This is a genomic window from Rhizobium leguminosarum bv. viciae (genome assembly GCF_012276115.1).
Lineage (GTDB): Bacteria > Pseudomonadota > Alphaproteobacteria > Rhizobiales > Rhizobiaceae > Rhizobium > Rhizobium leguminosarum_T.
This window is the reverse complement of the sequence record NZ_WIEU01000003.1, coordinates 331,812-355,092: the sequence shown is the minus strand read 5'-3', so window position 1 is coordinate 355,092 and position 23,281 is coordinate 331,812. Positions and strand designations below refer to the sequence as shown.

Annotated in this window: 24 protein-coding genes and 1 pseudogene; 17 read left to right on the top strand and 8 right to left on the bottom strand. The window is 60.4% G+C overall.

Going from position 1 to position 23,281, the window contains the following annotated elements; all coding sequences use genetic code 11:
- Positions 1-96 precede the first annotated feature (96 nt).
- On the top strand, positions 97-669 hold the full coding sequence (locus tag GFM02_RS07595) for an NADPH-dependent FMN reductase (protein WP_026265510.1): 573 nt from the start codon (positions 97-99) through the stop codon (positions 667-669).
- A gap of 40 nt (positions 670-709) precedes the next feature.
- Here GFM02_RS07595 and GFM02_RS07590 read toward each other — a convergent pair whose 3' ends face one another.
- The 4 genes from GFM02_RS07590 to GFM02_RS07575 all read right to left on the bottom strand — a co-directional run bounded on the left by GFM02_RS07590 (position 710) and on the right by GFM02_RS07575 (position 4,145).
- Entirely contained in the window at positions 710-1,471 is a 762-nt protein-coding gene (locus GFM02_RS07590; RefSeq protein ID WP_168268697.1) for an amino acid ABC transporter ATP-binding protein, read from the bottom strand.
- Positions 1,468-2,148 carry an amino acid ABC transporter permease gene (locus GFM02_RS07585; protein ID WP_168321290.1) on the bottom strand — a complete coding sequence of 227 codons (681 nt, stop codon included), beginning with the start codon at positions 2,146-2,148 and terminating at the stop codon, positions 1,468-1,470. The genes GFM02_RS07590 and GFM02_RS07585 overlap by 4 nt, the downstream gene beginning before the upstream one ends.
- A 201-nt stretch (positions 2,149-2,349) precedes the next feature.
- Complete coding sequence (locus GFM02_RS07580; protein WP_168321289.1) at positions 2,350-3,123, bottom strand: amino acid ABC transporter substrate-binding protein; 774 nt, start codon at positions 3,121-3,123, stop codon at positions 2,350-2,352.
- Positions 3,124-3,275: 152 nt separating this feature from the next.
- Positions 3,276-4,145, bottom strand: a complete 870-nt coding sequence (locus tag GFM02_RS07575; protein WP_168321386.1) for an EamA family transporter — start codon at positions 4,143-4,145, stop codon at positions 3,276-3,278.
- A gap of 211 nt (positions 4,146-4,356) precedes the next feature.
- Here GFM02_RS07575 and GFM02_RS07570 point away from each other — a divergent pair, with 211 nt between their 5' ends.
- The 4 genes from GFM02_RS07570 to hisC all read left to right on the top strand — a co-directional run bounded on the left by GFM02_RS07570 (position 4,357) and on the right by hisC (position 8,916).
- On the top strand, positions 4,357-5,133 hold the full coding sequence (locus GFM02_RS07570; RefSeq protein WP_168321288.1) for a DeoR/GlpR family DNA-binding transcription regulator: 777 nt from the start codon (positions 4,357-4,359) through the stop codon (positions 5,131-5,133).
- Between the two features lie 64 nt (positions 5,134-5,197).
- Entirely contained in the window at positions 5,198-6,388 is a 1,191-nt protein-coding gene (locus tag GFM02_RS07565; RefSeq protein ID WP_168321287.1) for an MFS transporter, read from the top strand.
- A 199-nt stretch (positions 6,389-6,587) separates the two neighbouring features.
- Positions 6,588-7,838, top strand: a complete 1,251-nt coding sequence (gene ispG / locus GFM02_RS07560; RefSeq protein WP_168321286.1) for a flavodoxin-dependent (E)-4-hydroxy-3-methylbut-2-enyl-diphosphate synthase — start codon at positions 6,588-6,590, stop codon at positions 7,836-7,838.
- Between the two features lie 16 nt (positions 7,839-7,854).
- The gene (hisC, locus tag GFM02_RS07555) at positions 7,855-8,916 is read left to right on the top strand and encodes a histidinol-phosphate transaminase (RefSeq protein WP_168321285.1); all 1,062 of its coding nucleotides are present in this window, start codon (positions 7,855-7,857) and stop codon (positions 8,914-8,916) included.
- Positions 8,917-8,924: 8 nt separating this feature from the next.
- On the opposite strand, the gene GFM02_RS07550 is transcribed toward hisC, so the two are convergent.
- Complete coding sequence (locus GFM02_RS07550) at positions 8,925-9,839, bottom strand: polyprenyl synthetase family protein (protein ID WP_168321284.1); 915 nt, start codon at positions 9,837-9,839, stop codon at positions 8,925-8,927.
- Positions 9,840-9,974: 135 nt separating this feature from the next.
- Here GFM02_RS07550 and mtgA point away from each other — a divergent pair, with 135 nt between their 5' ends.
- From mtgA to GFM02_RS07525, 5 genes and pseudogenes are all read left to right on the top strand, one after another.
- Positions 9,975-10,712 (top strand): monofunctional biosynthetic peptidoglycan transglycosylase, encoded by a 738-nt coding sequence (gene mtgA / locus GFM02_RS07545; protein WP_020052126.1) that lies wholly within the window; start codon positions 9,975-9,977, stop codon positions 10,710-10,712.
- A 45-nt stretch (positions 10,713-10,757) separates the two neighbouring features.
- Positions 10,758-10,838, top strand: a pseudogene (locus GFM02_RS07540) (DUF1868 domain-containing protein); the annotation flags it as partial.
- Positions 10,839-10,851: 13 nt separating this feature from the next.
- Positions 10,852-11,499: a glutathione S-transferase family protein gene (locus GFM02_RS07535; protein ID WP_020052124.1), complete on the top strand. Its 648-nt coding sequence runs from the start codon at positions 10,852-10,854 to the stop codon at positions 11,497-11,499.
- A gap of 155 nt (positions 11,500-11,654) precedes the next feature.
- Positions 11,655-11,840, top strand: a complete 186-nt coding sequence (gene rpmF / locus GFM02_RS07530; RefSeq protein WP_003543812.1) for a 50S ribosomal protein L32 — start codon at positions 11,655-11,657, stop codon at positions 11,838-11,840.
- A gap of 145 nt (positions 11,841-11,985) precedes the next feature.
- On the top strand, positions 11,986-12,393 hold the full coding sequence (locus tag GFM02_RS07525) for a hypothetical protein (RefSeq protein WP_003543801.1): 408 nt from the start codon (positions 11,986-11,988) through the stop codon (positions 12,391-12,393).
- Here GFM02_RS07525 and phaR read toward each other — a convergent pair.
- Positions 12,388-12,960 (bottom strand): polyhydroxyalkanoate synthesis repressor PhaR, encoded by a 573-nt coding sequence (phaR, locus tag GFM02_RS07520; protein ID WP_017962532.1) that lies wholly within the window; start codon positions 12,958-12,960, stop codon positions 12,388-12,390. The two genes, GFM02_RS07525 and phaR, sit on opposite strands and share 6 nt — an antisense overlap.
- 238 nt (positions 12,961-13,198) lie before the next feature.
- Here phaR and GFM02_RS07515 point away from each other — a divergent pair, with 238 nt between their 5' ends.
- A complete protein-coding gene (locus tag GFM02_RS07515; RefSeq protein WP_168321283.1) occupies positions 13,199-14,380 on the top strand; it encodes an acetyl-CoA C-acetyltransferase in 1,182 nt (393 codons plus the stop codon).
- 71 nt (positions 14,381-14,451) lie between these two features.
- Positions 14,452-15,177, top strand: coding sequence for a beta-ketoacyl-ACP reductase (locus GFM02_RS07510; RefSeq protein ID WP_017962530.1), 726 nt, complete (start codon positions 14,452-14,454; stop codon positions 15,175-15,177).
- Between the two features lie 413 nt (positions 15,178-15,590).
- Here GFM02_RS07510 and GFM02_RS07505 read toward each other — a convergent pair whose 3' ends face one another.
- Positions 15,591-15,851, bottom strand: a complete 261-nt coding sequence (locus GFM02_RS07505; protein ID WP_003543792.1) for a YMGG-like glycine zipper-containing protein — start codon at positions 15,849-15,851, stop codon at positions 15,591-15,593.
- Positions 15,852-15,878: 27 nt separating this feature from the next.
- Positions 15,879-16,034: a DUF3309 family protein gene (locus GFM02_RS07500; protein ID WP_017962528.1), complete on the bottom strand. Its 156-nt coding sequence runs from the start codon at positions 16,032-16,034 to the stop codon at positions 15,879-15,881.
- Positions 16,035-16,842: 808 nt separating this feature from the next.
- Here GFM02_RS07500 and GFM02_RS07495 point away from each other — a divergent pair.
- From GFM02_RS07495 to GFM02_RS07475, 5 genes are all read left to right on the top strand, one after another.
- Entirely contained in the window at positions 16,843-20,115 is a 3,273-nt protein-coding gene (locus GFM02_RS07495; RefSeq protein WP_168268674.1) for a helicase-related protein, read from the top strand.
- Positions 20,116-20,117: 2 nt separating this feature from the next.
- Positions 20,118-20,522, top strand: a complete 405-nt coding sequence (locus GFM02_RS07490) for an RNA-binding S4 domain-containing protein (RefSeq protein ID WP_020052120.1) — start codon at positions 20,118-20,120, stop codon at positions 20,520-20,522.
- Between the two features lie 194 nt (positions 20,523-20,716).
- Positions 20,717-21,055 (top strand): ferredoxin FdxA, encoded by a 339-nt coding sequence (fdxA, locus tag GFM02_RS07485; protein ID WP_003567552.1) that lies wholly within the window; start codon positions 20,717-20,719, stop codon positions 21,053-21,055.
- A 393-nt stretch (positions 21,056-21,448) separates the two neighbouring features.
- On the top strand, positions 21,449-22,021 hold the full coding sequence (locus GFM02_RS07480) for a CarD family transcriptional regulator (protein WP_003543775.1): 573 nt from the start codon (positions 21,449-21,451) through the stop codon (positions 22,019-22,021).
- 378 nt (positions 22,022-22,399) lie between these two features.
- Positions 22,400-23,263, top strand: coding sequence for an RNA polymerase factor sigma-32 (locus tag GFM02_RS07475; RefSeq protein ID WP_012759432.1), 864 nt, complete (start codon positions 22,400-22,402; stop codon positions 23,261-23,263).
- The last annotated feature ends 18 nt before the right edge of the window (positions 23,264-23,281 follow it).

Here is a 23,281-nt window from a genome sequence, read left to right as displayed (position 1 = left end):
TTTTTCGAAGCCTCCGCGCCTTGCCCGGCGCGGAGGCTTTCTCATAAAGTTGCGCTCCCACTATCCGCCCCCAAGACCCATCAGGAAATGATATCCATGAGCAAGTTGAAGATTGCCGTCATCGTCGGCAGCACGCGTATTGGCCGCTTTGCCGAGCATCCGGCCAAGTGGATTGCCGCTATCGCCGGCGAACGGCAGGACATCGAGGTCGAGGTTCTCGACCTGCTCGACTACCCCATGCAATTTTTCGGTGAGCAGCGTGCCACGACTGGTGAAAGCGAGACGGCAGAGCGCTGGAAAAAGAAGCTGCGTGAATTCGACGGCTTCATTTTCACCGTCGCCGAGTACAATCACGGTCCGACGGCGGTTCTGAAGAACGCCATCGACCTCGGCGAGTTCATCCACAAGCCGGTCGGCTTCGTCGGTTACGGCGGCGTCGGCGGCGCACGTGCGGTCGAGCATCTCCGGCTGATCTTCGTGGAGATGGGGGCGGCTTCGGTGAAAACCGGCGTGCATATTGCGCTTGGCGAATATCTCGGCGTCCTCAAGGAAGGCAAGAGCCTCAGCGATTACGCGCATCTCAACGAAGCGGCGAAGAACCAGCTGGACCAGCTCACCTGGTGGGGCAATGCGCTGAAGGCGGCGCGCGCCGTCGTCACGGCCTCCTGATTGGAGTTCCAGCAATGCCGGGATGTTCGCATCCCGGCACTCAAATATCGTAAGTATGGGCGGCGTTGATCGTCGAGATGAAACGTTTGGTGCGTTCGCGCTCCGGCGCGCTGAAGATCGCTCTGGCGCTGCCCGTTTCCACCACGCTGCCGGCTTCCAGGAAAACCACGTCATTGGCGATCTTCGAGGCGAGCCGGAGATCGTGGGTCGCCATCACCATCGTCGTGCCTTCGCTGGCAAGTTTGCCCAGCACATCGACCACTTCGGCCGAAAGCTCGGGATCGAGGGCGGATGTCGGCTCGTCACACAAAAGCACGCGCGGCGAGGGCGCCAGCGCGCGGGCGATCGCGACGCGCTGCTGCTGGCCGCCCGATAATGTCGAAGGCCAGGCATCGGCCTTGTGGGTCATGCCGACCTTGGTCAGCAATTCCATCGCACGCTCGCGAGCTTTTGGCCTCGGCCATCTCAGCACCGTCACCAGGCCTTCCATGACATTCTCGATCGCGGTCTGATGCGGAAAGAGCTGAAAGTTCTGGAAGACCATGCCGGTCTGGCGGCGGATCTTCTGGATCGCCGGCCAGCTCGTTCGTTTGCCCGGTGCAAAGGCCAGCGTTTCCTCTCCGAGGCGGATGGAGCCGGCGGTCGGAATTTCGAGAAGGTTGATGCAGCGCAGCAGCGTGCTCTTGCCGCCGCCGGAAGGACCGACGAGCGCGGTAACGCTGCCTTCGGGGATGCGGATGCTGATATCCCTGAGGATGACGGCGTCGCCGAAACGCTTTTCGATGTTGGAAAGCTCGATCATGCATTTGCCTCCAGCATGCCGCCGTACCGCGCGAAGCGGCGTTCCAGCCGCACCTGCAGCTGCGAGAGGACGGAGCTCAGGACGAGATAGACCAGCGCTGCCTCGATATAGAGGATCAACGGCTCATAGGTGGTGGCGACGATGCGCTGTGCGGCCTGGAACAGCTCGGGCACGGTGATGGCGGCGGCAAGCGAGGTGTCTTTGACCAGCGAGATGAAGGTGTTCGACAAAGGTGGCACGGCGACGCGGGCGGCCTGCGGCAGGATGGTGCGGCTCATCGCCTGGCGCCAGCTCATGCCGATCGAATAGGCGGCTTCCCACTGGCCCTTCGGAACCGAGGAAATGACGGCGCGGATGATCTCGGAGCTATAGGCGCCGATATTCAGCGTGAAGCCGATGAGGGCGGCTGGAAAGGCATCGAGCAGGATGCCGAGGCTCGGCAGGCCGTAGAAAATGACAAAGAGCTGCACGAGCAGCGGCGTGCCGCGAATGACCCAGACATAGAAGCGGGCGACGGCCGAAAGCGGCATCGGCCCGAAGAGCCGGGCGATTGCGGTGGCGAGCCCGAGCGTCAGGCCGAAGACGAAGGATAGCAGGGTCAGCGGAATGGTGAAGATCAGCCCCGCCCAGAGGAGCGAGGGTAGCGATTCCGCCATCAGTTGGAGCCAGTGCGCCAAGGGCGTTCTTTCTGGTCGGTTGGGTCGTTGAAGTGAATACCCCTCCCCAACCCCTCCCCACAAGGGGGAGGGACTTATCCAGGTGCCGCCTCGCAAGAAATAGCGACCGAGCGGCAGGCCGAAACGGTTGTTTGGAGATGAGGCGGTCCGCCGCCAAAGCCCCTCCCCCTTGTGGGGAGGGGACTTTTTCCTGAGTGGAGTTTACTTGGAAACGTCCTGGCCGAAATACTTGTCGGCAATCTTCTTGTAGGTGCCGTCGGCCTTGATGTCGGCAAGCGCCTTGTTGATTTCGGCGAGAAGCTCCGGCTCGTTCTTGCGGATGATGATGCCGGAGTAATCGGCATTTTCCTGTTCGGCGACGATCTTCACCGGCGCGTCCGGCTTGTGCTTCTTGAAATCGAGGAAGGAGAGGCTGTCGTTGATCGTGGCGTCGGCGCGCTTGGTCAATACCAGCTGGATCGATTGATCGAAACCGTCGGTGCCGACGAGTTCGGCACCGGCTTCGGTTGCGAGCTTGCCGAAGTTGCTGGTCAGCGACTGGGCGGCCTTCTTGCCCTTCAGGTCGGCGAAGGACTTGATGCTGTCGTCGCCGTCGCGGGCGATCAACACGGCCTTGGAGGCGATATAGGGCTCGGAGAAATCGTATTTCTGCTTGCGGGTTTCGGTGATGCCGACCTGGTTGATGACGGCATCGTAGCGTTTGGCATCGAGGCCGGCGATCAGGCCATCCCACTTGCCTTCGACGAACTCGGCCTTGACGCCGAGCTTGGCGGCGATCGCTTCGCCGATCTCGACATCGAAGCCGACAAGCTTGCCGCTTTCGTCATGATAGGTGAAGGGCGCATAGGTGCCTTCGGTGCCGATCTTGAAGACGCCGGCCGATTTGATGGCGGCGAGATTTTCGCCGGCATGGGCAGGCAGGAGGGCCGCAGCCTGAATGAGGGCAGCGGCGGCGACGGTTTTCAACCAGTTCATTGTTTTATCCATCCTTGGGAGGTTGTCATCGGGTGAGGATAATTTGCAGAAAATTAGGGCGCCGGAAGCGTAGAAAACTGCGAATAAAAGCAGCAACTGCAAATATTTTTCTCAAGCGGCCGTCTGAATCACGAATCCTGCAGAAACAGGCATCAGGCCGCGATGCGGCGGCGCAGCTTTTCGCTGACGATGATGATCAATCCGGCGCCGAGGATCATCGCCGCGCCGACGACCACATTGGGCGTGGGGATATCGGCCCAGATCAGATAACCCAAGAGGAAGGCCCAGATGAGAGAGCTGTATTCGAATGGTGCAAGGACGGAGACGGGCGCCTGGCGCATGCCTTCGAAAAGGGCGAACTGCGCGCAGCCGGCAACGACGCCGGTGGCGATGAGAAGCGCGAGCTGCGTCATATCGGGTGTCTGCCAAGTGTAGAGAACGGCAACGCCGGTCATGGCAAGAAAAAAGACGTTGGAAACGGCGAGCTGGATAATCGTCTTCTCATGCAGCGAGGTCTTGCGCAGCAGCACCATGGCGCAGGCCCAGAGCACGGCCGCCTGCAGCGCCAGGTAGACCGGCCAGGAGATGGTGAGACCGATCGGATTGCAGGCAATGAAGACGCCGACGAAGCCGACGCCGACGGCCAGCCAACGCGCTGGCGTGACTTTCTCCTTCAGGATGAACCAGGCAAGCAAGGTGCCGACGACAGGTGCGGCGTAGTAAAGCGTGGTCACTTCGGCAAGCTGCAGGCGGCTCGCGGCAGAATAATAGGAAAGCCATGCGCAGAGCAGAAGCACACTGCGGGCAATCATCGGCTTGATGATCGGCGACGTTAGCGTCTGACGGACGAGCTTGCCGCGCCCATAGGCGAGACAACCGACGAGGATCGTCAGACTGCGGAAAAACAGGATCTGCCAGACTGGAATGGTTGAAGCCAGGACTTTGATGATCGCGTCATGGAAGGTGAACGCCATATAGGCGAGGGTCGTGAGCAGGATGCCCAGGCTGACGGGGTTTTTCACGGGGAGAACGCACCAAGTGGCGGATATGCCGGCGGAATCGGGAATGTCCAATCGATATTCCCGCCTCTCGGACCGGTCAATAGGGCATATTTGCTCTGGCGGTGGAGCTTTGTTTCGAAACGTCAGAAAACGTGTGACCGTGCATATTGCCTGCATGGTCATAAGCGGTTATGCACGTTTCTTGTTTATGAGATCTCGATCCGGTAGGAACATGCAGGATTTTCTGTTGCGAGAGCGCCAAGGCGTGATTTCCGAGAGGCTGCGGCTGAATGGCCGCGTGCTGGCGACGGAGCTGGCGCTCGAATTCGGTGTCTCCGAGGATACTGTGCGGCGGGATCTGCGCGAGATGGCGGCGGCAGGGCTCTGCGAGCGGGTTTATGGCGGCGCATTGCCGGTCTCGCCGGCGCATGGAAGCCTGACGCAGCGCATCGGCATTGCCGCTGACCGGAAACAGGCGCTGGCGCGCGCTGCAGCAAAGCAGATTGCCGCCGGGTCGACCGTGTTTTTCGATGCCGGCAGCACCAATCTGGCGATTGCCAACGCGTTGCCGGCCGAACTTGCGCTGACGGCTGCAACGAATGCGCCGGCGATTGCCGCAGCGCTGATCGACAAGCCTGGCGTCAACGTCATCCTGATCGGCGGGATGGTCGACCGGCAGACGGGCGGTTCGCTCGGCGCCAAGGCCTTGCGGGATATGGAACAGATTTCGCCCGATCTCTGCATTCTCGGCGCCTGCGGTGTCGATCTCGAGGCCGGCATCACGGTGTTCGGCTTCGAGGATGCAGAGTTCAAGCGCTTTGCGGCGTCCAGGAGCAGAAAAGTGTTGGTGGCTGCAACCTCGGAGAAATTCGGCACCGCGGCCCCCCATAGCATCCTGCCGGTTGCCCATTGCGAATGCCTGGTCGTCGAGCACGACGCCGATCCGGCCATTCTCGCCCGTTACCGCGAGCGCGGATGCAGAACTGTTCTCGCCGAGAAAACGAACTGAGGCGACGTCGTAGAGTTTAGGGAAATCGGGCGCGTGAAAGCCCGGCAATGAGAAAGACCAAAAAATGGATAGTCATGTGAGTACGCCGGGAGTCCGGAGCGGCTTCATTACCAGAAGCAGGGCGGCGGTTTCCCTGCTCTTTCTTATGAATGGTTTTGTCGTCGGCTGCTGGGCGCCGAAGATTCCGGATTTTGCCGAGCGTCTGGCGCTGACCAAGTTCGAGCTTGGACTGATGATCCTGGTCTTCGGCGTCGGCTCGCTGGTCATGATGCCGATCACCGGCGCGCAGATCGCCAAACACGGCTCGCGTATCGTCGTTCAAGTCCTGGCCGTCTGTCTGCTGCCGTTGCTGCTGGCATTGACGCTCGCGCCAAATGTGATCACCGGGGCAATTTCGCTCTTCCTGTTCGGCGGCTTCATCGGCGCAATGGATGTGGCGATGAATGCCAATGCGGTCTCGGTCGAGAAATCCATGCGCCGCGCCATCATGTCGTCCTGCCACGCTTTCTGGAGCCTTGGCGGACTGATCGGCTCCGGTCTCGGCGGCATCGTGATCTCCAAGCTCGGCATTCTCGGCCATGCGCAACTGTCGACGGTGCTGGCGGCGATCTTCCTTGCTCTGGCATGGCCGATGATCCTTGCGGATCCGCCGCATCCAGACACCAAGAAGGAAAAGACGAAGCTGCCGATGGTGCCGCTGCCATGGTTGCTCGGATTGATGGCGCTGTTCAGCATGGTGCCGGAAGGTGCTGTTCTCGACTGGGGCGCCCTCTATCTTCGGCAGGAAATGGATGCGTCCGTCGCGCTTTCCGGTCTTGGTTTCGCAGCCTTTTCGGCCACCATGGCAATCATGCGCTTTGGCGGCGACCTGGTGCGTGACCGTCTGGGGGGCGTCAAGACGCTGCGGATCTGCACTTTGTTTGCCATTGTCGGCATGCTGCTTGCAGGCCTGGCGCCCAATGCCGAGATTGCCATCCTGGGCTTTGCCTTTTGCGGTATCGGCATTTCCAACATGGTGCCGATCGCCTTCTCGGCGGCGGGCAACATACCCGGCCTCAAGCCCGGCATCGCCATCTCGGTGGTCACGACCATGGGCTATTCCGGCATGCTGGTTGCGCCATCGTTGATCGGCTTCGTCGCCGAGCATATCGGCTTTGCCGTCGTTTTCATGGCGCTGCCGGTGCTGCTGCTCGTCGTTCTGCTGCTGTCCAACCTGGCTCATTATGCCGATGAGACCTCCGGAGGCGGTCACTGAGCCGCCTCCCAACAAAAGTGATATCAGGGGCGGTTGACAAGCAGCCGGCCTTGATCCACCTGAAAAGCACTGTGTCTAAAGCGCGTCGCAATCTTTCAGATTTGCTCCTCGCGCTTTAGGTTTTTATTTTTCGCATGTCGTTATCGCAAAACCGCTGCACACTTTTGCGCGACATGCTTTAGGGGTGCAAGAACTCTCCATGTTGTCAGCCGCCGATTTTGATCCGAAACCGCGCCGCGCTTCCGTTGCCGTCGATGTCGGCGGCGTCATCGTCGGCGGCGGGGCGCCGGTCGTCGTGCAATCCATGACGAACACCGATACCGCCGATATCGATTCCACCGTCGCGCAGGTCGCCGCTCTCCACCGGGCGGGTTCGGAGCTGGTGCGCATCACCGTCGATCGCGACGAGAGTGCGGCCGCCGTGCCGAAGATCCGCGAGCGGCTGCTGCGCCTCGGCATGGACGTGCCCTTGATCGGCGACTTCCATTATATCGGCCATAAGCTGCTTGCCGATCATCCGGATTGTGCCGAAGCGCTGGCGAAATACCGCATCAACCCCGGCAATGTCGGCTTCAAGGACAAGAAGGACAAGCAGTTCGCCGAGATCATCGAGATGGCGATCCGCTATGAAAAGCCGGTGCGCATCGGCGTCAACTGGGGCTCGCTCGATCAAGATCTGCTGACGGCGCTGATGGACCGGAACGCCGAGGCTGGGTCGCCGCTTTCGGCCCGGCAGGTAACGCGCGAGGCGATCGTGCAGTCGGCGCTGCTGTCGGCAGCCCTTGCCGAAGAGATCGGCCTGCCGCGCAACCGCATCATCCTGTCGGCCAAAGTCAGCCAGGTGCAGGACCTGATCGCCGTCAATTCCATGCTCGCCGAACGCTCCAATCATGCGCTGCATCTCGGCCTGACCGAGGCCGGCATGGGCACCAAGGGCATCGTCGCCTCGTCGGCGGCGATGGGCTTCGTGCTGCAGCACGGCATCGGCGATACGATCCGCGTGTCGCTGACGCCCGAACCGAACGGCGACCGCACACGCGAAGTCCAGGTGGCGCAGGAAATCCTGCAGGTCATGGGCTTCCGCCAGTTCATTCCCGTCGTTGCGGCCTGTCCGGGCTGTGGACGCACAACGTCGACCGTGTTCCAGGAACTTGCCCAGAACATCCAGAACGACATCCGCAAAAACATGCCGGTCTGGCGCGAGAAATATCCCGGCGTCGAGGCGCTGAACGTCGCCGTCATGGGCTGCATCGTCAACGGACCGGGCGAAAGCAAACATGCCGATATCGGCATTTCGCTTCCGGGCACCGGCGAGACGCCGGCCGCCCCCGTCTTCATCGACGGCCGGAAGGCGCTGACGCTGCGCGGTCCCAATATCGCCGCCGATTTCGAGGCGCTTGTCGTCGACTATATCGAGAAGCGTTTCGGTCAGCGGACGGCGGCGGAATGACCGCCCGCAAACTCGGATGAGCCAGTACTGGTCGCCAATCGTCAGCAGGCTTCGGCCCTATGTCGCGGGCGAGCAGCCCCGTATCGCGAACATGGTCAAGCTCAATACCAACGAAAATCCTTATGGGCCGTCTCCAAAGGCGATCGAGGCGATCCGGGAGGCGGCGGACGATCGTCTGCGGCTCTATCCCGACCCCACTGCTACGGAATTGCGTGAGACTATCGCGGCCCGTTTCGGCCTGACGGCGGAAGAAGTATTCGTCGGCAACGGCTCCGACGAGGTTCTTGCGCATGCGTACCAGGCGCTGCTGAAACATGAGCGACCGCTTCTCTATCCCGATGTGACCTATGCCTTCTATTCGACCTATAGCCTGCTATACGGCGTCGAAACCATCGAGATACCTGTTGATGATGGGTTCCGGATCCGGCTGGAAGATTACGACAGACCATGCGGCGCGATCATCATCCCCAATCCGAATGCACCGACCGGTATCGGCCTGCCGCTTGCCGGTATCGAAGCACTTCTTGCCGCCCATCCGGATGCAGTCGTCGTCATAGACGAGGCTTATGTCGATTTCGGCGGTGAAAGCGCTATCCCGCTGATATCCAGGCATCCCAACCTGCTGGTAATCCAGACCCTGTCGAAATCCCGTTCGCTTGCAGGTCTGCGCATCGGCTTCGCGCTGGGGCAGCGGCCGCTGATCGAGGCGCTGGAGCGGGTCAAGGACAGTTTCAATTCCTATCCGCTCGATCGTCTGGCGCAGCTTGCTGCGACGGCGGCGATCAAGGACGAGGCGTGGTTCGAGACATGCCGAGGGAACATCATCGCCAGCCGAGAAAGCCTTGTTGGGCAACTCGAAGCGCTGGATTTCGAGGTTCTGCCGTCCCAGGCGAATTTCGTTTTTGCAAGGCACGAAAGCCGTTCGGGGGCAGCGCTTCAAGCCGCCCTGCGGGGGCGCGGCATTCTCGTCCGGCATTTTGCCAAGCCGCGTATTTCGGACTTCCTGCGGATCAGCATCGGCACGGACGAGGAGTGTGCTCGTCTGGTTTCGGCTCTCAAGGAGATACTGGCAGCCTGACCTGCGGTTCAGTTCTTCCGGTCGGCTATGAAATGCGCCGCAGCGATGAGGGTCGAGGCACGGGCACCGTAGGGGGCCAGCAACGCCTCGGCATCGCGGACATGCTCACGGAGTTGGGCCTCGGCCCATTGCATACCGCGCAGGGCCACAAGCGTTCCCTTGCCGCGAGCTGCATCCTTGCCGGTTGCCTTGCCCATGGTCGCCGCATCCGAGGTCAGGTCGAGAATGTCGTCGGCAAGCTGGAAAGCAAGGCCGATCTTTTCGCCGAAGGCGCGCAGGCGGCGGCGATCGTCCGGCGGGCTTGCCGAGATGACGGCGCCGGCTTCGCAGGCGAAGCGGATCAGCGCGCCTGTTTTCATCGCCTGCAGGCGGATGATGCCGGCCTCGTCGGGCGCCTGCTTTTCCGCCGCGAGATCAAGCGCCTGGCCGCCGGCCATGCCGCCGAGACCGGCTGCGCGGGCAAGGGCCAGCACCAGCGATGCCTTGCTCGTATCGGCAAGGGGCGTTTCCGACGCGGCGATGATGTCGAAGGCATAGGTCAGCAGGCTGTCGCCGGCGAGGATCGCCGTCGCTTCGTCGAACTTGATGTGTACCGTCGGTTTTCCGCGACGCAGGTCGTCATCGTCCATGGCCGGCAGGTCGTCATGCACGAGGGAATAGCAATGGACGCATTCGAGCGCGGCGCCGACGCGAAGTGCCGCCTCGGCGTCGCCGCCGAGAAGGGCGGCACTTTCGACGACCAGAAACGGGCGCAGCCGCTTGCCGCCGTTCAGCACGGCATAATGCATGGCATCGCGCAGCGTCTCGGGCCTGGCGATTTCATCGGAAAGGGCACTCGGTGAAAGCAACGCGTCGAGCAGCGCCTCGATGTCGCGGGCGTTGTTCTTCAGCCTCGTCTCGAAAGTGTCCGGGTTCGCGTCCATGGGCGCTGTTTGGCATGAGCGCCCCCGGGCTTGCAACGGAATTGTCGATGGCGGCAGCAAGATTCGCTGCGCACTCTGGCATAAGCTCCGCACAGGCGTTATGAGAACCACAGGAGCGAAATCGGACTGGGGACATTGGATATAGCGCCGGAGAGAGAGGACAGCGTCGACATGCCGGCTCGTCGGCGATGGTTCGAAGACAGGCGTGTGTTGAAACGCATTGTTCTTACCATGCTGATCGTGCTGATCCTTCCCTATGCGCTGATCTTTTTCTATCTGCTGCCGTTCATTCATCCCGTCTCGACACTGATGCTGCGCGATCTCGTGCTGCTGCGTGGTTACGACAGGCAATGGGTGTCGCTTGATAACATCGCCCCTGTTGTGGTGCAGTCGGTGATGATGTCGGAGGACGGGCAATATTGCTTTCACGGCGGCGTCGACTGGGCGGAAATGCGCATGCTGGTCGAGGATACGCTGAAAGGTCAGGCGACGCGCGGCGGCAGCACGATCCCGATGCAGACGGCGAAAAACCTCTTCCTCTGGAACAGCCGCTCCTTCGTGCGCAAGGCGCTGGAGCTTCCGCTCGCGGTGACCACGGATTTCGTCTTGTCGAAACGGCGGCTGATGGAAATCTATCTCAATATCGCCGAATGGGGTCCCGGCATTTACGGCATCGAGGCGGCGGCCCGGCACCATTTCAAGGTGCCGGCCTCGAAGCTGACGCGACGCCAGGCATCGCTGCTTGCCGTCTCGCTGCCGAACCCGATCGACCGCAATGCCGGCAAGCCCGGACGAGGTCTTCGCCGGCTCGCCGGCGTGATCGAGAGACGTGCGCAAGGTGCGGGCGATTACATCAAGTGCATCTATGATTGAGATCAGAACTTGTCGTTAGAACAGGATGATGCCCGAAAACCGCTCGAGCTTGCCCCGCCGGCATTCTGCGTGTTCGAGGACATGAACCATTTCCACGAATTGCTGATTTTCGATTTTCAAGCCTGAACGGGAGAGGCCTATGGATAGACCGACGCTCTACATCGCCAACAAGAACTACTCCTCCTGGTCGTTCCGGCCGTGGATGGCGCTGACGGCTGCCGGCGTCGATTTCGAGGAGGTGCTGATCCCCTTCGACTATCCTGGTGGCAATCCCGAGATCAAGGCGATTTCGCCGACCGGGCGGGTGCCGCTTCTGCAGCACGGCGTTTTGAAGATCTGGGAATCGCTGGCGATCATCGAATATGTCGCCGAGCTTTATCCGGACGCCGGCCTTCTGCCGAGGGATCGCACTGAGCGGGCGCTCGCCCGTTCGGTTTCGATGGAAATGCTGTCGAGCTTCCGGGCACTGCGCAGTGCCTGCCCGATGAATATCCGCCGGCCGAACGGCAGGATCGCGTTGCCGGATGGTGTCGACGCCGATATCAGCCGCATCGAGACGATCTGGCGCGACCTCCTGCAGCAATCCGGCGGACCGTTTCTGTTTGGCGCGTTCAGCGGGGCGGATGCGATGTTTGCGCCTGTCGTCAACCGGTTCGACATTTATGACCTCGTCGGCCGAAACGATACGCTGGCCTATATGGAGACCATGAAGGCGCATCCGGCCTGGCGGAAATGGGAAGAGGCGGCCCGCGCCGAGCCTTGGATCGTGCCGGAAGACGAAGTCTGAGCCTGGAATCATCGGCTTTGCAAAAAATACGCATGGGGACTGGTCAAGGTCACCCCTTGCATGTATAAGCGCGCCAAATTCCGAAATCGCGACATGTCCGTTTCGGCCGCCGGTGTGGCCGTGGGAATGTTTTGCCCGCAAGTGGAGTAAGAGAAATGGCTGTACCGAAGAGAAAAACAAGCCCGTCCAAGCGCGGTATGCGCCGTTCGGCAGACGCCCTTAAGGCTCCGACCTATGTCGAAGACAAGAACTCCGGCGAACTGCGCCGCCCGCATCATATCGACCTGAAGACCGGCATGTATCGCGGCCGCCAGGTTCTGACGCCGAAGGAAAGCGCATAATTTCCCCATTCGGCTTGTCCGATCGAAGTTTCAAGGCCGGCGCCATGCCGGCCTTTTGCATTTCGACAATATAATATTTGCAATGACTTGCGGTGGGGCAAGGGTTTGCGGCAGTATTCTTCCATGATGCGCTGGGAGATTGCCGATGATAGCCGCCATGCCCCTGATGATTATCCCGTTTATTCTTTACAATCTTGCGATGCTGGGCCTGATGGGCGATGGCGGCATTCCGGCACTGCAACATGATATCATCGTACTGTCGATGATCTCGGGCGCGATCTGGAGCATGGCGCTCGGCGATCTTTTCATCGTCATCGCCCTTGTCGTGCTGTTCTTCGAAATCCTCAAAGCGACCAGAACCGGTCCCGGCAATCTCGTCAACCACATGCTGTCGATGCTGGTGTTCATCGCCTTCCTGGTCGAGTTTCTGCTCGTCCGGGATGCTGCGACGCAGGTCTTCTTCATTTTGATGACGATCGCTCTGATCGATGTCATCGGCGGTTTTGCCGTGTCGATCCGGAGCGCCGGGCGGGATGTCTCGATCGGACTATAGGTTGTCGAGCTTGTTCTGAAGGGCGCGGAGCTGTTCCTTCAGCTCGTCGATATCCTTGGCCTCGGCCTTGCGGCTTTCCTTGGCGGGCGGCGTCATGAAGGGCGAGAACATCTGCATCGCTTGCTGAAACAGCTCGGTGTTGCGGCGAACATGGTCCTCGACCATCTGCATCGGCAACTGCAGGTTCTTGCCGAGCGGCGTTTCGCCGAAGGCGCGGTTCACCTGCTCGCGCATCTGAGCCTGCTGTTCGGTGAAGGAGCGCATCGAATGTTCGAGAAAGCTCGGCACGACCATCTGCATCTGGTCGCCGTAATAGGTGATGAGCTGGCGCAGGAAGGAGATCGGGAGCAACGTGTTGCCGGTCTTCGATTCCTGTTCGAAGATGATCTGGGTCAGCACCGAATGGGTGATGTCATCTCCGCTTTTTGCATCCTGGACGGTAAATTCTTCGCCCTTCTTCACCATCTCCGCCAGGTCTTCCAGCGTCACGTAGGTGCTGGTGCCCGTGTTGTATAGGCGTCGATTGGCGTATTTCTTGATAACGATCTGACCCTCATGCTTCGCCATATCAGTCTCCTGAACCCCCGTCTGATTTATGGATATTCCTCCATTTGCGACTGTAAACGCAAAAGAAGCCTGGTGACAATCTCTTTGTGCGATGCGGCAAACCTTTAACAGAGCAGATGAATCAGGCCTTGACGGGCTTTGCCTAAAAATGACGGCGGCCGGTCTTCGCGTTTGACTTGTGCTCCAAGCTTTGCCAGTTTCCACTTATGTAAGTGAGACGAAAACGAGGAGCGTCCCCATGAGCAATCCATCCATCGTCATCGCCAGCGCAGGGCGAACAGCAGTCGGCGCCTTCAACGGTGCTTTCGCGACGGTACTCGCGCATGAGCTCGGGGCGGCCGTCATCAAGGGCGCGCTCGTGCGCGCCGGCGTCGATGCCGGCGAGGTGGATGAGGTCATCCTCGGCCAGGTGCTTTCCGCCGGCGAAGGTCAGAACCCGGCCCGTCAGGCGGCGATGAAGGCCGGCATTCCGCAGGAAGCGACGGCCTGGGGCGTCAACCAGCTCTGCGGCTCGGGCCTGCGCGCGGTCGCGCTCGGCATGCAGCAGATCGCCACCGGCGATGCCAAGATCATCGTTGCCGGCGGCCAGGAATCCATGTCGATGGCGCCGCATGCCGCGCATCTACGCGGCGGCGTCAAGATGGGCGACATGAAGATGATCGACACGATGATCAAGGACGGCTTGACCGACGCCTTCCATGGCTACCACATGGGCATTACGGCCGAGAATATCGCGCGTCAGTGGCAGCTTTCGCGCGACGACCAGGATCAGTTCGCGGTCAGCTCGCAGAACAAGGCGGAGGCGGCGCAGAAGGCCGGCCGCTTTACCGACGAGATCATCCCCTACGTCATCAAGACACGTAAGGGCGACGTTACGGTCGATGCCGACGAATATATCCGTCACGGCGCGACGATAGAGGCGATGGGGAAGCTGCGCCCGGCCTTCGATAAGGACGGCACGGTCACGGCCGCGAACGCGTCCGGCCTCAACGACGGTGCCGCTGCGGCGGTGCTGATGAGCGAAGCCGAGGCCGTCCGGCGCGGCATCCAGCCGCTCGCCCGCATCGTTTCCTGGGCAACGGCGGGTGTCGATCCGCAGATCATGGGCACCGGACCGATCCCGGCTTCGCGCAAGGCGCTCGAGAAGGCCGGCTGGTCGGTCAGCGATCTCGATCTCGTCGAAGCCAACGAGGCCTTCGCGGCGCAAGCCTGCGCCGTCACCAAAGATCTCGGATGGGATCCGTCGATCGTCAACGTCAATGGCGGGGCGATTGCGATCGGCCATCCGATCGGCGCCTCGGGTGCGCGCATTCTCAACACGCTGCTGTTCGAAATGAAGCGCCGCGGCGCGAAGAAGGGTCTTGCCACGCTTTGCATCGGCGGCGGCATGGGTGTGGCCATGTGCTTTGAAGCGCTTTAAATAGCCTACGATCCATATTTGATTGAAGATCCCGCCACGCGGCGAGGCGAAAAACAAAAGGGGAGCGGAACATGAGCAGAGTGGCTTTGGTCACCGGGGGTACACGCGGCATCGGCGCGGCAATATCCATGGCACTGAAAAATGCCGGATACAGGGTCGCCGCCAGCTATGCCGGCAACGACGAGAAGGCCAAAGCCTTCCACGACGTTACCGGCGTTCCGGTGTTCAAATGGGATGTTTCGGATTACCTCGCCTGCGGCGAAGGAATTGCCAGGGTCGAAAGCGAGATCGGCCCGGTCGAAATCCTCGTCAACAATGCCGGCATCACCCGCGACGCGATGTTCCACAAGATGACGCAGCAGCAGTGGCACGAGGTGATCAATACCAACCTCACAGGCCTGTTCAACATGACGCATCAGGTCTGGACCGGCATGCGTGACCGCAGCTTCGGCCGTATCGTCAATATCTCGTCGATCAACGGGCAGAAGGGCCAGATGGGCCAGGTGAACTATTCGGCGGCCAAGGCGGGCGATCTCGGCTTCACCAAGGCGCTGGCCCAGGAAGGGGCGAACAAGAACATTACCGTCAACGCCATTTGCCCCGGTTACATCGGAACGGAAATGGTGCTTGCCGTGCCGGAGAAGGTGCTGAACGAACGCATCATTCCGCAGATCCCCGTCGGCCGTCTCGGTGAACCGGAAGAGATCGCGCGCTGCGTCACCTTCCTCGTCTCCGACGATGCCGGCTTCATCACCGGTTCGACGCTGACGGCCAATGGCGGACAGTTTTTCGCCTAGGCATTCCTGTCTTGGAGTCGACAGTAGAGATCAGATTCAAAGCAATTGGCGCGTCCGGCTGAACGCGCCAATCTCTGTTTATGGACGTCGCTGTGGCCGAGCTCTGGCCGGCACTTTGCGCAGCGAGCGATTTTCGCCGCTAAGGGCTGATATCGCGGTCGTCAGGAAAGCCGATGTAACCAGAACAGCGACGAGAGAATTAAGCAAAATCTGGGTCATTGGAGGCGTTCCTTTCAGCTGCGCCGGGCGGCTTTGCCATTCCGTTGCGCTCGTGAAGGAAATATGTGTCTGGCAGTTGGGCGGCGGTAGATTTGACTTTCGCAACCGATTGTCAACGTTACGTTGACGGATGCAGCAGGCCAAAAGAAAAACGGGCGCCAAGGCGCCCGTCGGGAGTCCGATATGCTTGCCGATCAGTAGCGGCAGCGGGCCTCGTAACGGCGGCCGTAGCGGTCGCGATAGACGCAGTAGCCGCGGCGTTCGACCGACTGGCCGATCAGAGCGCCGGTCAAACCGCCGGCAACGGCGCCGACGGCGGCACCACCCCAGCTGTTGGTGACGGCACCGCCGATGACCGCACCGGTGCCGGCGCCAATCGCCGTACCTTGCTCGGTCGCTGTGCAGGATGCCAAGGCGCCGACGAGGGCACCAATAAGAACAATCTTCTTCATCATGTCGTAACTCCCCAGGTTAGTTGGGCTTTAGATGCGGCCCATTAGTACAAGGATAATGATAATCACGAGAACTAGCCCCAAACCGCCGGAAGGTCCATAGCCCCAGCCACGGCTATAACCCCAATTCGGCAAGGCTCCGATCAAGAGCAGAATGAGGATAATAAGAAGTATCGTGCCAAGCATGGTGTGTTTCCTTCATTTCATCCGCAATTTGAATGAACGAGAAACACACATTGGCGATTTTTGTTCCCGGTTAAGCGCCGGAAATGTGACGGCGCCTGATTCACGGTCTAAGTTCCGTTATTTCCGGAAATTGCCGTTATGGTTAAAAAAGACATATAAATACAATATGTTGCGGTGAACAAAACGGGAAGGTCGCAATGTCGCCGATTCGTCAGCGATTCGTTCCGTATTTGATCGGAACCCGATATTGGCCGCCTTGACTTAACGCCGTCTGAATCCGGCTCCTGAAAGATTAATGCCGATGCGACGAGGCGGCGCGAAAGGATCTCCGCCGATATGCATCTAGTGCCCAGACCTGAGACCGCTACCAGATGTGGCCGTGAACAAAAGGCGAAAACGATGGTGTGAACGATTCGTCTCCGATTCGTTCAGGCTTTGGTCGAGAGGTTAATTTCGGGCGGATTTTTGCCTGTTCAAAATCGGCGCGGGAATCGTCACCCACGACAGCGAAAATGCGAACAAGAGAGAGTCTCACGATTCAGCATCTAGTGGGAAAAAGTGATTCAAAATCAATACTTAGCCGTGAACAAAAGCTGAATCAGCGAGAGTCAGCGATTCGTCGCTGATTCGTTCTCACGCTGTTCCGAATCGTGAATTCGAGTGTTCCGCGAGACTCGCAAAGGTCGTAATCGCCGGTGCATTTTGAAATCTGCCCTTGCGTTTGCGGCGGCAGCTGTCCATGTGTTGTCCAGCTTCCATCGAGGAGCCGAGATTTTCCTGGGGCCACCCGCCTCATTTGCATGGACCCATGACTCTGACTTCGCAGCCGATGATTCTGAGTGGGCGCGGTGTGACCGCGGTGCTCGGGCCGACCAATACCGGCAAGACCCATTATGCCATCGAGCGCATGGTCGCGCACGGGACGGGCGTGATCGGCCTGCCGCTGCGGCTGCTGGCGCGCGAGGTCTATACGCGGGTGGTCGAGAAGGTCGGCGTGCAGAATGTGGCGCTGGTCACCGGCGAGGAAAAGATTTCGCCGCCCAATGCGCGTTTTTCCGTCTGCACTGTCGAAGCGATGCCGCGCGAGACCAGAGCCGCCTTCGTCGCGATCGACGAGGTGCAGCTCGCCGGCGATCTCGAGCGCGGCCATATCTTCACCGACCGCATCCTGCATCTGCGCGGCCGCGAGGAAACGCTGCTGCTCGGCGCGGCGACGATGCGGCCTATCCTGCAGCAGCTCCTGCCCGGCATCACTATCGTCGAGCGGCCGCGGCTTTCGCATCTTTTCTATGCCGGGCAGAAGAAGATCACCCGGCTGCCGCAGCGTTCGGCCATCGTCGCCTTCTCCGCCGACGAGGTCTATGCCATCGCCGAGCTCATCCGCCGGCAGCGCGGTGGCGCGGCGGTCGTGCTCGGCGCGCTTAGCCCGCGCACCCGCAATGCGCAGGTGGCGCTTTATCAGGCAGGCGACGTCGAATATCTGGTGGCGACCGATGCGATCGGCATGGGCCTCAACCTCGATGTCGATCACGTCGCCTTTGCCCAGGACCGGAAATTCGACGGTTACCAGTTTCGCAATCTCAATCCGGGCGAACTCGGCCAGGTCGCCGGGCGCGCCGGGCGGCATGTGCGGGACGGGACCTTCGGCGTCACCGGGCAAGTCTCGCCCTTCGACGACGAGCTGGTGCAGCGCATCGAAGGACACGAGTTCGACAACGTCAAGGTTTTGCAGTGGCGGACAACGGAGATGGACTTCGCCTCAATCGCGTCGCTGCGCGCCAGCCTCGAGGCGGGTCCGCGCGTGCCGGGCCTGACGCGGGCGCTGCCTGCGGTCGACCAGCAGGCGCTGGAACAGCTTTCGCGTTATCCCGAGGTCATCGATCTCGCCGACAGGCCGGCGCGCGTCGAAAAACTCTGGGAGGCTTGCGCGCTTCCCGACTATCGGCGTATCACCCCAGCACAACATGCCGATCTTATCTCGACCCTCTTTTCCGATCTCGTCCGCTATGGCACGGTGAACGAGCAGTTTCTTGCGGAGCAGGTTCATCGCTCCGATCGAACAGATGGCGAAATTGACACGCTTTCGGCGCGAATCGCGCAGATAAGGACCTGGACCTACGTTTCGAATCGGCCCGGTTGGCTTGCCGATCCGACACACTGGCAGGAAAAGACGCGGGAAATCGAAGATCGATTGTCCGACGCGTTACATGAAAGGTTGACGAAACGCTTTGTTGATCGCAGGACATCTGTGCTCATGAAGCGCCTGAGAGAGAATGCGATGCTGGAAGCTGAAATCAGTGTGAATGGCGATGTCTTCGTTGAAGGACATCATGTGGGGCAGTTGAGCGGATTCCGTTTCACGCCGGTGGCGGGAACGGACGGACCGGATGCCAAGGCGGTTCAGGCTGCGTCGCAGAAGGCGCTCGGGCTCGAGTTCGAAGCCCGTGCGGCCCGGATGCACGCCGCCGGCAACAGCGATCTGGTGATCGGTTCGGATGGGTTGATCCGTTGGCTGGGCGACCCGGTGGCGCGGCTTTCGGGCAGCGATCACATCATGCGTCCGCGCGTGATTCTGCTCGCTGATGAACAACTGACGGGCAATGCCCGCGATCACGTTGCCGCCCGCATCGAGCGCTTCGTCAATCATCATATCAGCACGGTGCTGAAGCCGCTCGATGATCTGTCGCGCGCCGAGGACCTACAGGGTCTCGCCAAGGGGCTTGCCTTCCAGCTCGTCGAGAATCTCGGGGTACTGTTCCGCCGCGACGTGACCGAGGAAGTGAAGTCGCTGGACCAGGAAGCCCGCGCCTCCATGCGCCGCTACGGCGTGCGTTTCGGCGCCTATCATATCTTCGTCCCGGCACTTCTGAAGCCGGCGCCGGCCGAACTCATCACGCTGCTTTGGGCGCTGAAGAACGACGGTCTCGACAAGCCGGGCTACGGCGATCTCATTCCCGTGCTTGCCGCCGGTCGCACCTCTGTCGTCACCGATCCGAGTTTCGAGCGGATGTTCTACAAGCTCGCCGGCTTCCGTTTCCTCGGCAAGCGTGCCGTGCGTATCGACATCCTGGAACGGCTTGCCGATATCATCCGTCCGCTGCTGCAATGGAAGCCCGGTCAGAACAACCGTCCGGAGGGCGCCTATGACGGCCGCCGCTTCACGACGACGACGGCGATGCTGTCGATCCTCGGTGCGACGCTCGAGGACATGGAAGAAATCCTCAAGGGTCTCGGCTATCGCGCCGATGCCGTGAAGGCGGAAGAAGCATCGGTCCATCTTGCGGCGCAGGATGCAGCCTCAGTGCCTGCCGCCAGCGCGCAAACGCCTGCGGAAGAGACAGCCGAGAAGGCCGACCACGACGATGCCGATGGCGCCGCGGAAGAGACTGCTGCCGAGCCATCCACAACCGAGGCGGCTTCGGCGGTCGCCGACGCGCCGGTGACGGAAGCCGTCGAAAGCACCGCTCCGGCCGAAGCGATCGAAGCAGCCGCTCCGGCGGAAGCCTCTGCTGCCGGGGAAATCTCCGCTCCTGCGGAAGCGGAAGCGGCTTCCGAGGAAGCAGGACCTGCTCCTGGGGAAGCCGGCGAGCCGACGGAACCGAAGCCGGTTCTTCTGTGGCGTCTTGGCGGTCGCAACGACAATCAGCGCCAGGGGCGCGGCGGGCATGGCGAACGCCGTGGCGCCCAGGGCCAGGAGCGCGGTCAGAACCAGGAACGCGGCGACCGCAATCGCCGGCCGGGCGGCGGTGAAGGCGGCGAGGGCAATCGTGGCGGCGACGGCCGCGACAACAATCGCCAGAATCGTGGCAAGGAAGGCGGCGGTCGCGATGGTGGCCGACCGCAGCAGGCAAGAGGCGACCGCAACAACCAACCACGGGGCGACCAGCCGCGTGGCGATCGGCAGGATCGTGGCGATCGCAAGGATCGCGGCGAGCGTAACGATCGCAACGACCGCAACAACAATCGTGGCGGCTCGCAGCCGTTGCGCTTCGAGGCCAAGCCGCCGCGCAAGGAGAAGCCGATCGATCCGGATTCGCCTTTCGCCAAGCTCGCAGCTCTCAAGGAGCAGATGAAGAAGTAATCATGAGCGGGGAGATACAGCCGACAAGCGGTTCGCGCCAGCGCATCGACAAGTGGCTGTTCTTCGCGCGCATGGTGAAGTCGCGCTCGCTGGCGCAGAGCCATATCCAATCGGGCCATGTGCGCATCAACGGCGAGCGTTGCAGCCATCCAAGCCAGATGGTCAAGCCGGGCGACCGTATCGAGCTGACGCTGGAACGGCGCGATGTCGTTCTCGTCATGCGCCTTGCCGGCGAACGGCGGGGACCTTACGAGGAGGCGCGTCTGCTCTACGACGACCAATCCCCGCCGCCCGATGAGGCAAAACGTCTCACGCCCTACGAGCAGGCGATCCGGGCGACCGGCACCGGCCGTCCGACCAAAAAGGAAAGACGTGCAATCGACAGGCTGATGTCGGACGAGGATTAGAAAACTCTGTCTGCGGCGACGGCTTTTGCAGATCGTTTATCCTTGAAATCCGGCGATAAAGCCGATAGGTCACTGACAACCTGCCGGAAGCGTGCTTGCCTCCCAAGCCTGCTCACGCTTTTCCTCCGGCACGGGGATAGGCGCGACGTTCCAGGTTGCCCGGCCCCATCCGCATGGAAATCCTGGAGTTCTTCATGACCTATGTCGTGACCGACAATTGCATCAAGTGCAAATACACCGATTGCGTGGAAGTCTGCCCTGTCGACTGCTTCTACGAGGGCGAGAATTTCCTCGTCATCCATCCCGACGAATGCATCGATTGCGGCGTCTGCGAACCTGAATGTCCCGCCGAGGCGATCAAGCCCGATACCGAGCCTGGCCTCGACAAATGGCTGAAAATCAATACCGAATATGCCACGATCTGGCCGAATATCACGGTCAAGAAGGACCCGTTGCCCGAGGCCAAGGAAATGGATGGCGAGACCGGAAAATTCGAGAAGTATTTTTCGGAGAAGCCCGGTTCCGGCGATTGAGACAGCGCCCATATCCGGTCCCCGGATTCGGGCGACCGCGAGGCGAAACGTTTTAAAAGTTGCGTGAGGCATATGGGTGACATGTGTTGCCCGCATGACTCAAGCGAAGCAAATTATTGATTTCCTCATATTTTTATGATAGGTTTCGTCTACTGTTCCATTTGTGGCATGACGCATGCCCAAAACCATCACGAAAGCAAAACAAATCCGTACACGGTTTCCGTGACATATCAACGCTTTGAGCGCCGGGTCCCAAGATCGTGCGCAAGAAGTCTTTGCTTTTGCCCGATGGGACCAGAGTGAAGTCACCCGACGGATACTACCGTCTCACCCGGGCCTGACTGACCCGGCTCCGGCCGCCGCCGGAAGCGTAACAGGGAGTTTTTGAATAGAATGACGACTCAGCAGAAAAAGCCTTCTACAGCACGTCACGGCTTCAAGACCGGTGAATCGATTGTCTACCCCGCTCATGGCGTCGGTACCATCACCGCTATCGAAGAGCAAGAAGTTGCCGGCATGAAGCTCGAACTTTTCGTTATCGATTTCGAGAAGGACAAAATGCGTCTGAAGGTTCCGGTCGCGAAGGCCATGAGCATTGGTATGCGCAAGCTTTCGGAAACGGATTTCGTCGAGCGTGCTTTGAAGGTTGTGCAGGGCAAGGCGCGCGTCAAGCGCACCATGTGGTCCCGCCGCGCCCAGGAATATGATGCCAAGATCAATTCCGGCGACTTGATTTCCATCGCTGAAGTCGTGCGCGATCTCTATCGTGCCGAGAACCAGCCTGAACAGTCCTATTCCGAGCGTCAGCTTTATGAGGCTGCGCTCGACCGCATGGCGCGCGAAATCGCCGCGGTCAACAAGATGTCGGAAACCGAAGCCGTCCGCCTCGTGGAGACCAATCTCAACAAGGGTCCGAAGCGCGGCAAGGCCATCGAAGAAGACGATTCACAGGACGAAGCCGCATAAAGCGACCCTGTTTTTTCTGTCAAAAAACCCGGCCTTCGAGCCGGGTTTTTTTATTGGAACTTTTTCCCGATTGCTGCGTTTACCAGACGTAATTGTGGACTGCTCGTCGGGCAATGGCCTCACGGGCGAACTGCTATTCCGTCAATGTTCGATGAGGAGCGGATCATGCCTTTTCTATATTGCCCATCCGGCAAGGTGAAGAAACAGATCCTGCCCAGCCGTCTTACCGGCACATGATGAGAAATAGGGCCTCCCCCTGAAAAGTCCAGGGGCGAGGCTTTTATGCATTCAAAACCCCATTCAATCCGGACAGCGATGTTCCGGAAGATGAGTTTTATTGTTCATTTCAGGGCGAGAGGCCTGTTTCGGGAGATTGAAATGAAGAACATGTCTGCAGATCGGCGCATGATCAAAATCGCGATGGCCGCGCCTTATCTCGCCCGCCAGGAAGAGCACGATCTCGCCACCCGTTGGAAGGATCATGACGACCGTGGTGCGCGCAACCAGATCGCCATGGCCCATATGCGCCTCGTCATATCCATGGCCGGCAAGTTCCGCAATTTCGGCCTGCCGATGAGCGATCTGGTGCAGGAGGGCTATGTCGGTCTGCTCGAGGCCGCCGCCCGCTTCGAGCCGGAACGCGACGTGCGCTTTTCCACCTATGCAAGCTGGTGGATCAGGGCGTCGATCCAGGATTATATCCTGCGCAACTGGTCGATCGTGCGCGGCGGCACGAGTTCGGCGCAAAAAGCGTTGTTCTTCAATCTGCGCCGTCTGCGCGCCAAGCTCGCCAAGGGTGACACGCAGCTGACGCTGCAATCCATTCACCAGGAAATCGCCGCGGCCCTCGGCGTCAGCCTCTCGGATGTGCAGACGATGGATGCTAGGCTTTCCGGCAACGACGCCTCGCTGCAGGCGCCTTCGGTCTCCGGCGATGCCGAGAGTGCGGAGAAGATGGACTTCCTCGTCAGCGACGATCCCCTGCCGGACGAGCAGGTGTCCAACATGATCGACGGCGAGCGCCGCCGAGTCTGGCTCGCCTCGGCGCTGAAACATCTCAACGAACGCGAGATGAAGATCATCAGCGCCCGGCGTCTGGCGGAAGACGGTGCCACGCTCGAAGAGCTCGGTGCCGATCTCGGCATTTCCAAGGAGCGCGTGCGTCAGATCGAAAGCCGGGCGATGGAGAAGCTTCGCAGCGCGCTCGTCAGCGCCGATCCGCATATGGCGGCCTACGCCTGAACCTTATCCCCTCCAGCA

Excerpts from the sequence above, each read along its gene's own strand:
- GFM02_RS07535 (WP_020052124.1), top strand. The coding sequence starts at position 10,852 with ATGGATAGACCGACGCTCTACATCGCCAACAAGAACTACTCCTCCTGG.
- GFM02_RS07590 (WP_168268697.1), bottom strand. The coding sequence starts at position 1,471 with ATGATCGAGCTTTCCAACATCGAAAAGCGTTTCGGCGACGCCGTCATC.
- GFM02_RS07475 (WP_012759432.1), top strand. The coding sequence starts at position 22,400 with ATGAAGAACATGTCTGCAGATCGGCGCATGATCAAAATCGCGATGGCC.
- phaR (WP_017962532.1), bottom strand. The coding sequence starts at position 12,960 with ATGGCGAAGCATGAGGGTCAGATCGTTATCAAGAAATACGCCAATCGA.
- GFM02_RS07550 (WP_168321284.1), bottom strand. The coding sequence starts at position 9,839 with ATGGACGCGAACCCGGACACTTTCGAGACGAGGCTGAAGAACAACGCC.
- ispG (WP_168321286.1), top strand. The coding sequence starts at position 6,588 with ATGTTGTCAGCCGCCGATTTTGATCCGAAACCGCGCCGCGCTTCCGTT.
- fdxA (WP_003567552.1), top strand. The coding sequence starts at position 20,717 with ATGACCTATGTCGTGACCGACAATTGCATCAAGTGCAAATACACCGAT.
- GFM02_RS07490 (WP_020052120.1), top strand. The coding sequence starts at position 20,118 with ATGAGCGGGGAGATACAGCCGACAAGCGGTTCGCGCCAGCGCATCGAC.
- GFM02_RS07500 (WP_017962528.1), bottom strand. The coding sequence starts at position 16,034 with ATGCTTGGCACGATACTTCTTATTATCCTCATTCTGCTCTTGATCGGA.
- GFM02_RS07595 (WP_026265510.1), top strand. The coding sequence starts at position 97 with ATGAGCAAGTTGAAGATTGCCGTCATCGTCGGCAGCACGCGTATTGGC.
- GFM02_RS07495 (WP_168268674.1), top strand. The coding sequence starts at position 16,843 with ATGACTCTGACTTCGCAGCCGATGATTCTGAGTGGGCGCGGTGTGACC.
- GFM02_RS07525 (WP_003543801.1), top strand. The coding sequence starts at position 11,986 with ATGATAGCCGCCATGCCCCTGATGATTATCCCGTTTATTCTTTACAAT.
- GFM02_RS07480 (WP_003543775.1), top strand. The coding sequence starts at position 21,449 with ATGACGACTCAGCAGAAAAAGCCTTCTACAGCACGTCACGGCTTCAAG.
- GFM02_RS07570 (WP_168321288.1), top strand. The coding sequence starts at position 4,357 with ATGCAGGATTTTCTGTTGCGAGAGCGCCAAGGCGTGATTTCCGAGAGG.
- GFM02_RS07565 (WP_168321287.1), top strand. The coding sequence starts at position 5,198 with ATGGATAGTCATGTGAGTACGCCGGGAGTCCGGAGCGGCTTCATTACC.
- GFM02_RS07515 (WP_168321283.1), top strand. The coding sequence starts at position 13,199 with ATGAGCAATCCATCCATCGTCATCGCCAGCGCAGGGCGAACAGCAGTC.
- rpmF (WP_003543812.1), top strand. The coding sequence starts at position 11,655 with ATGGCTGTACCGAAGAGAAAAACAAGCCCGTCCAAGCGCGGTATGCGC.
- GFM02_RS07580 (WP_168321289.1), bottom strand. The coding sequence starts at position 3,123 with ATGAACTGGTTGAAAACCGTCGCCGCCGCTGCCCTCATTCAGGCTGCG.
- GFM02_RS07505 (WP_003543792.1), bottom strand. The coding sequence starts at position 15,851 with ATGATGAAGAAGATTGTTCTTATTGGTGCCCTCGTCGGCGCCTTGGCA.
- hisC (WP_168321285.1), top strand. The coding sequence starts at position 7,855 with ATGAGCCAGTACTGGTCGCCAATCGTCAGCAGGCTTCGGCCCTATGTC.
- GFM02_RS07510 (WP_017962530.1), top strand. The coding sequence starts at position 14,452 with ATGAGCAGAGTGGCTTTGGTCACCGGGGGTACACGCGGCATCGGCGCG.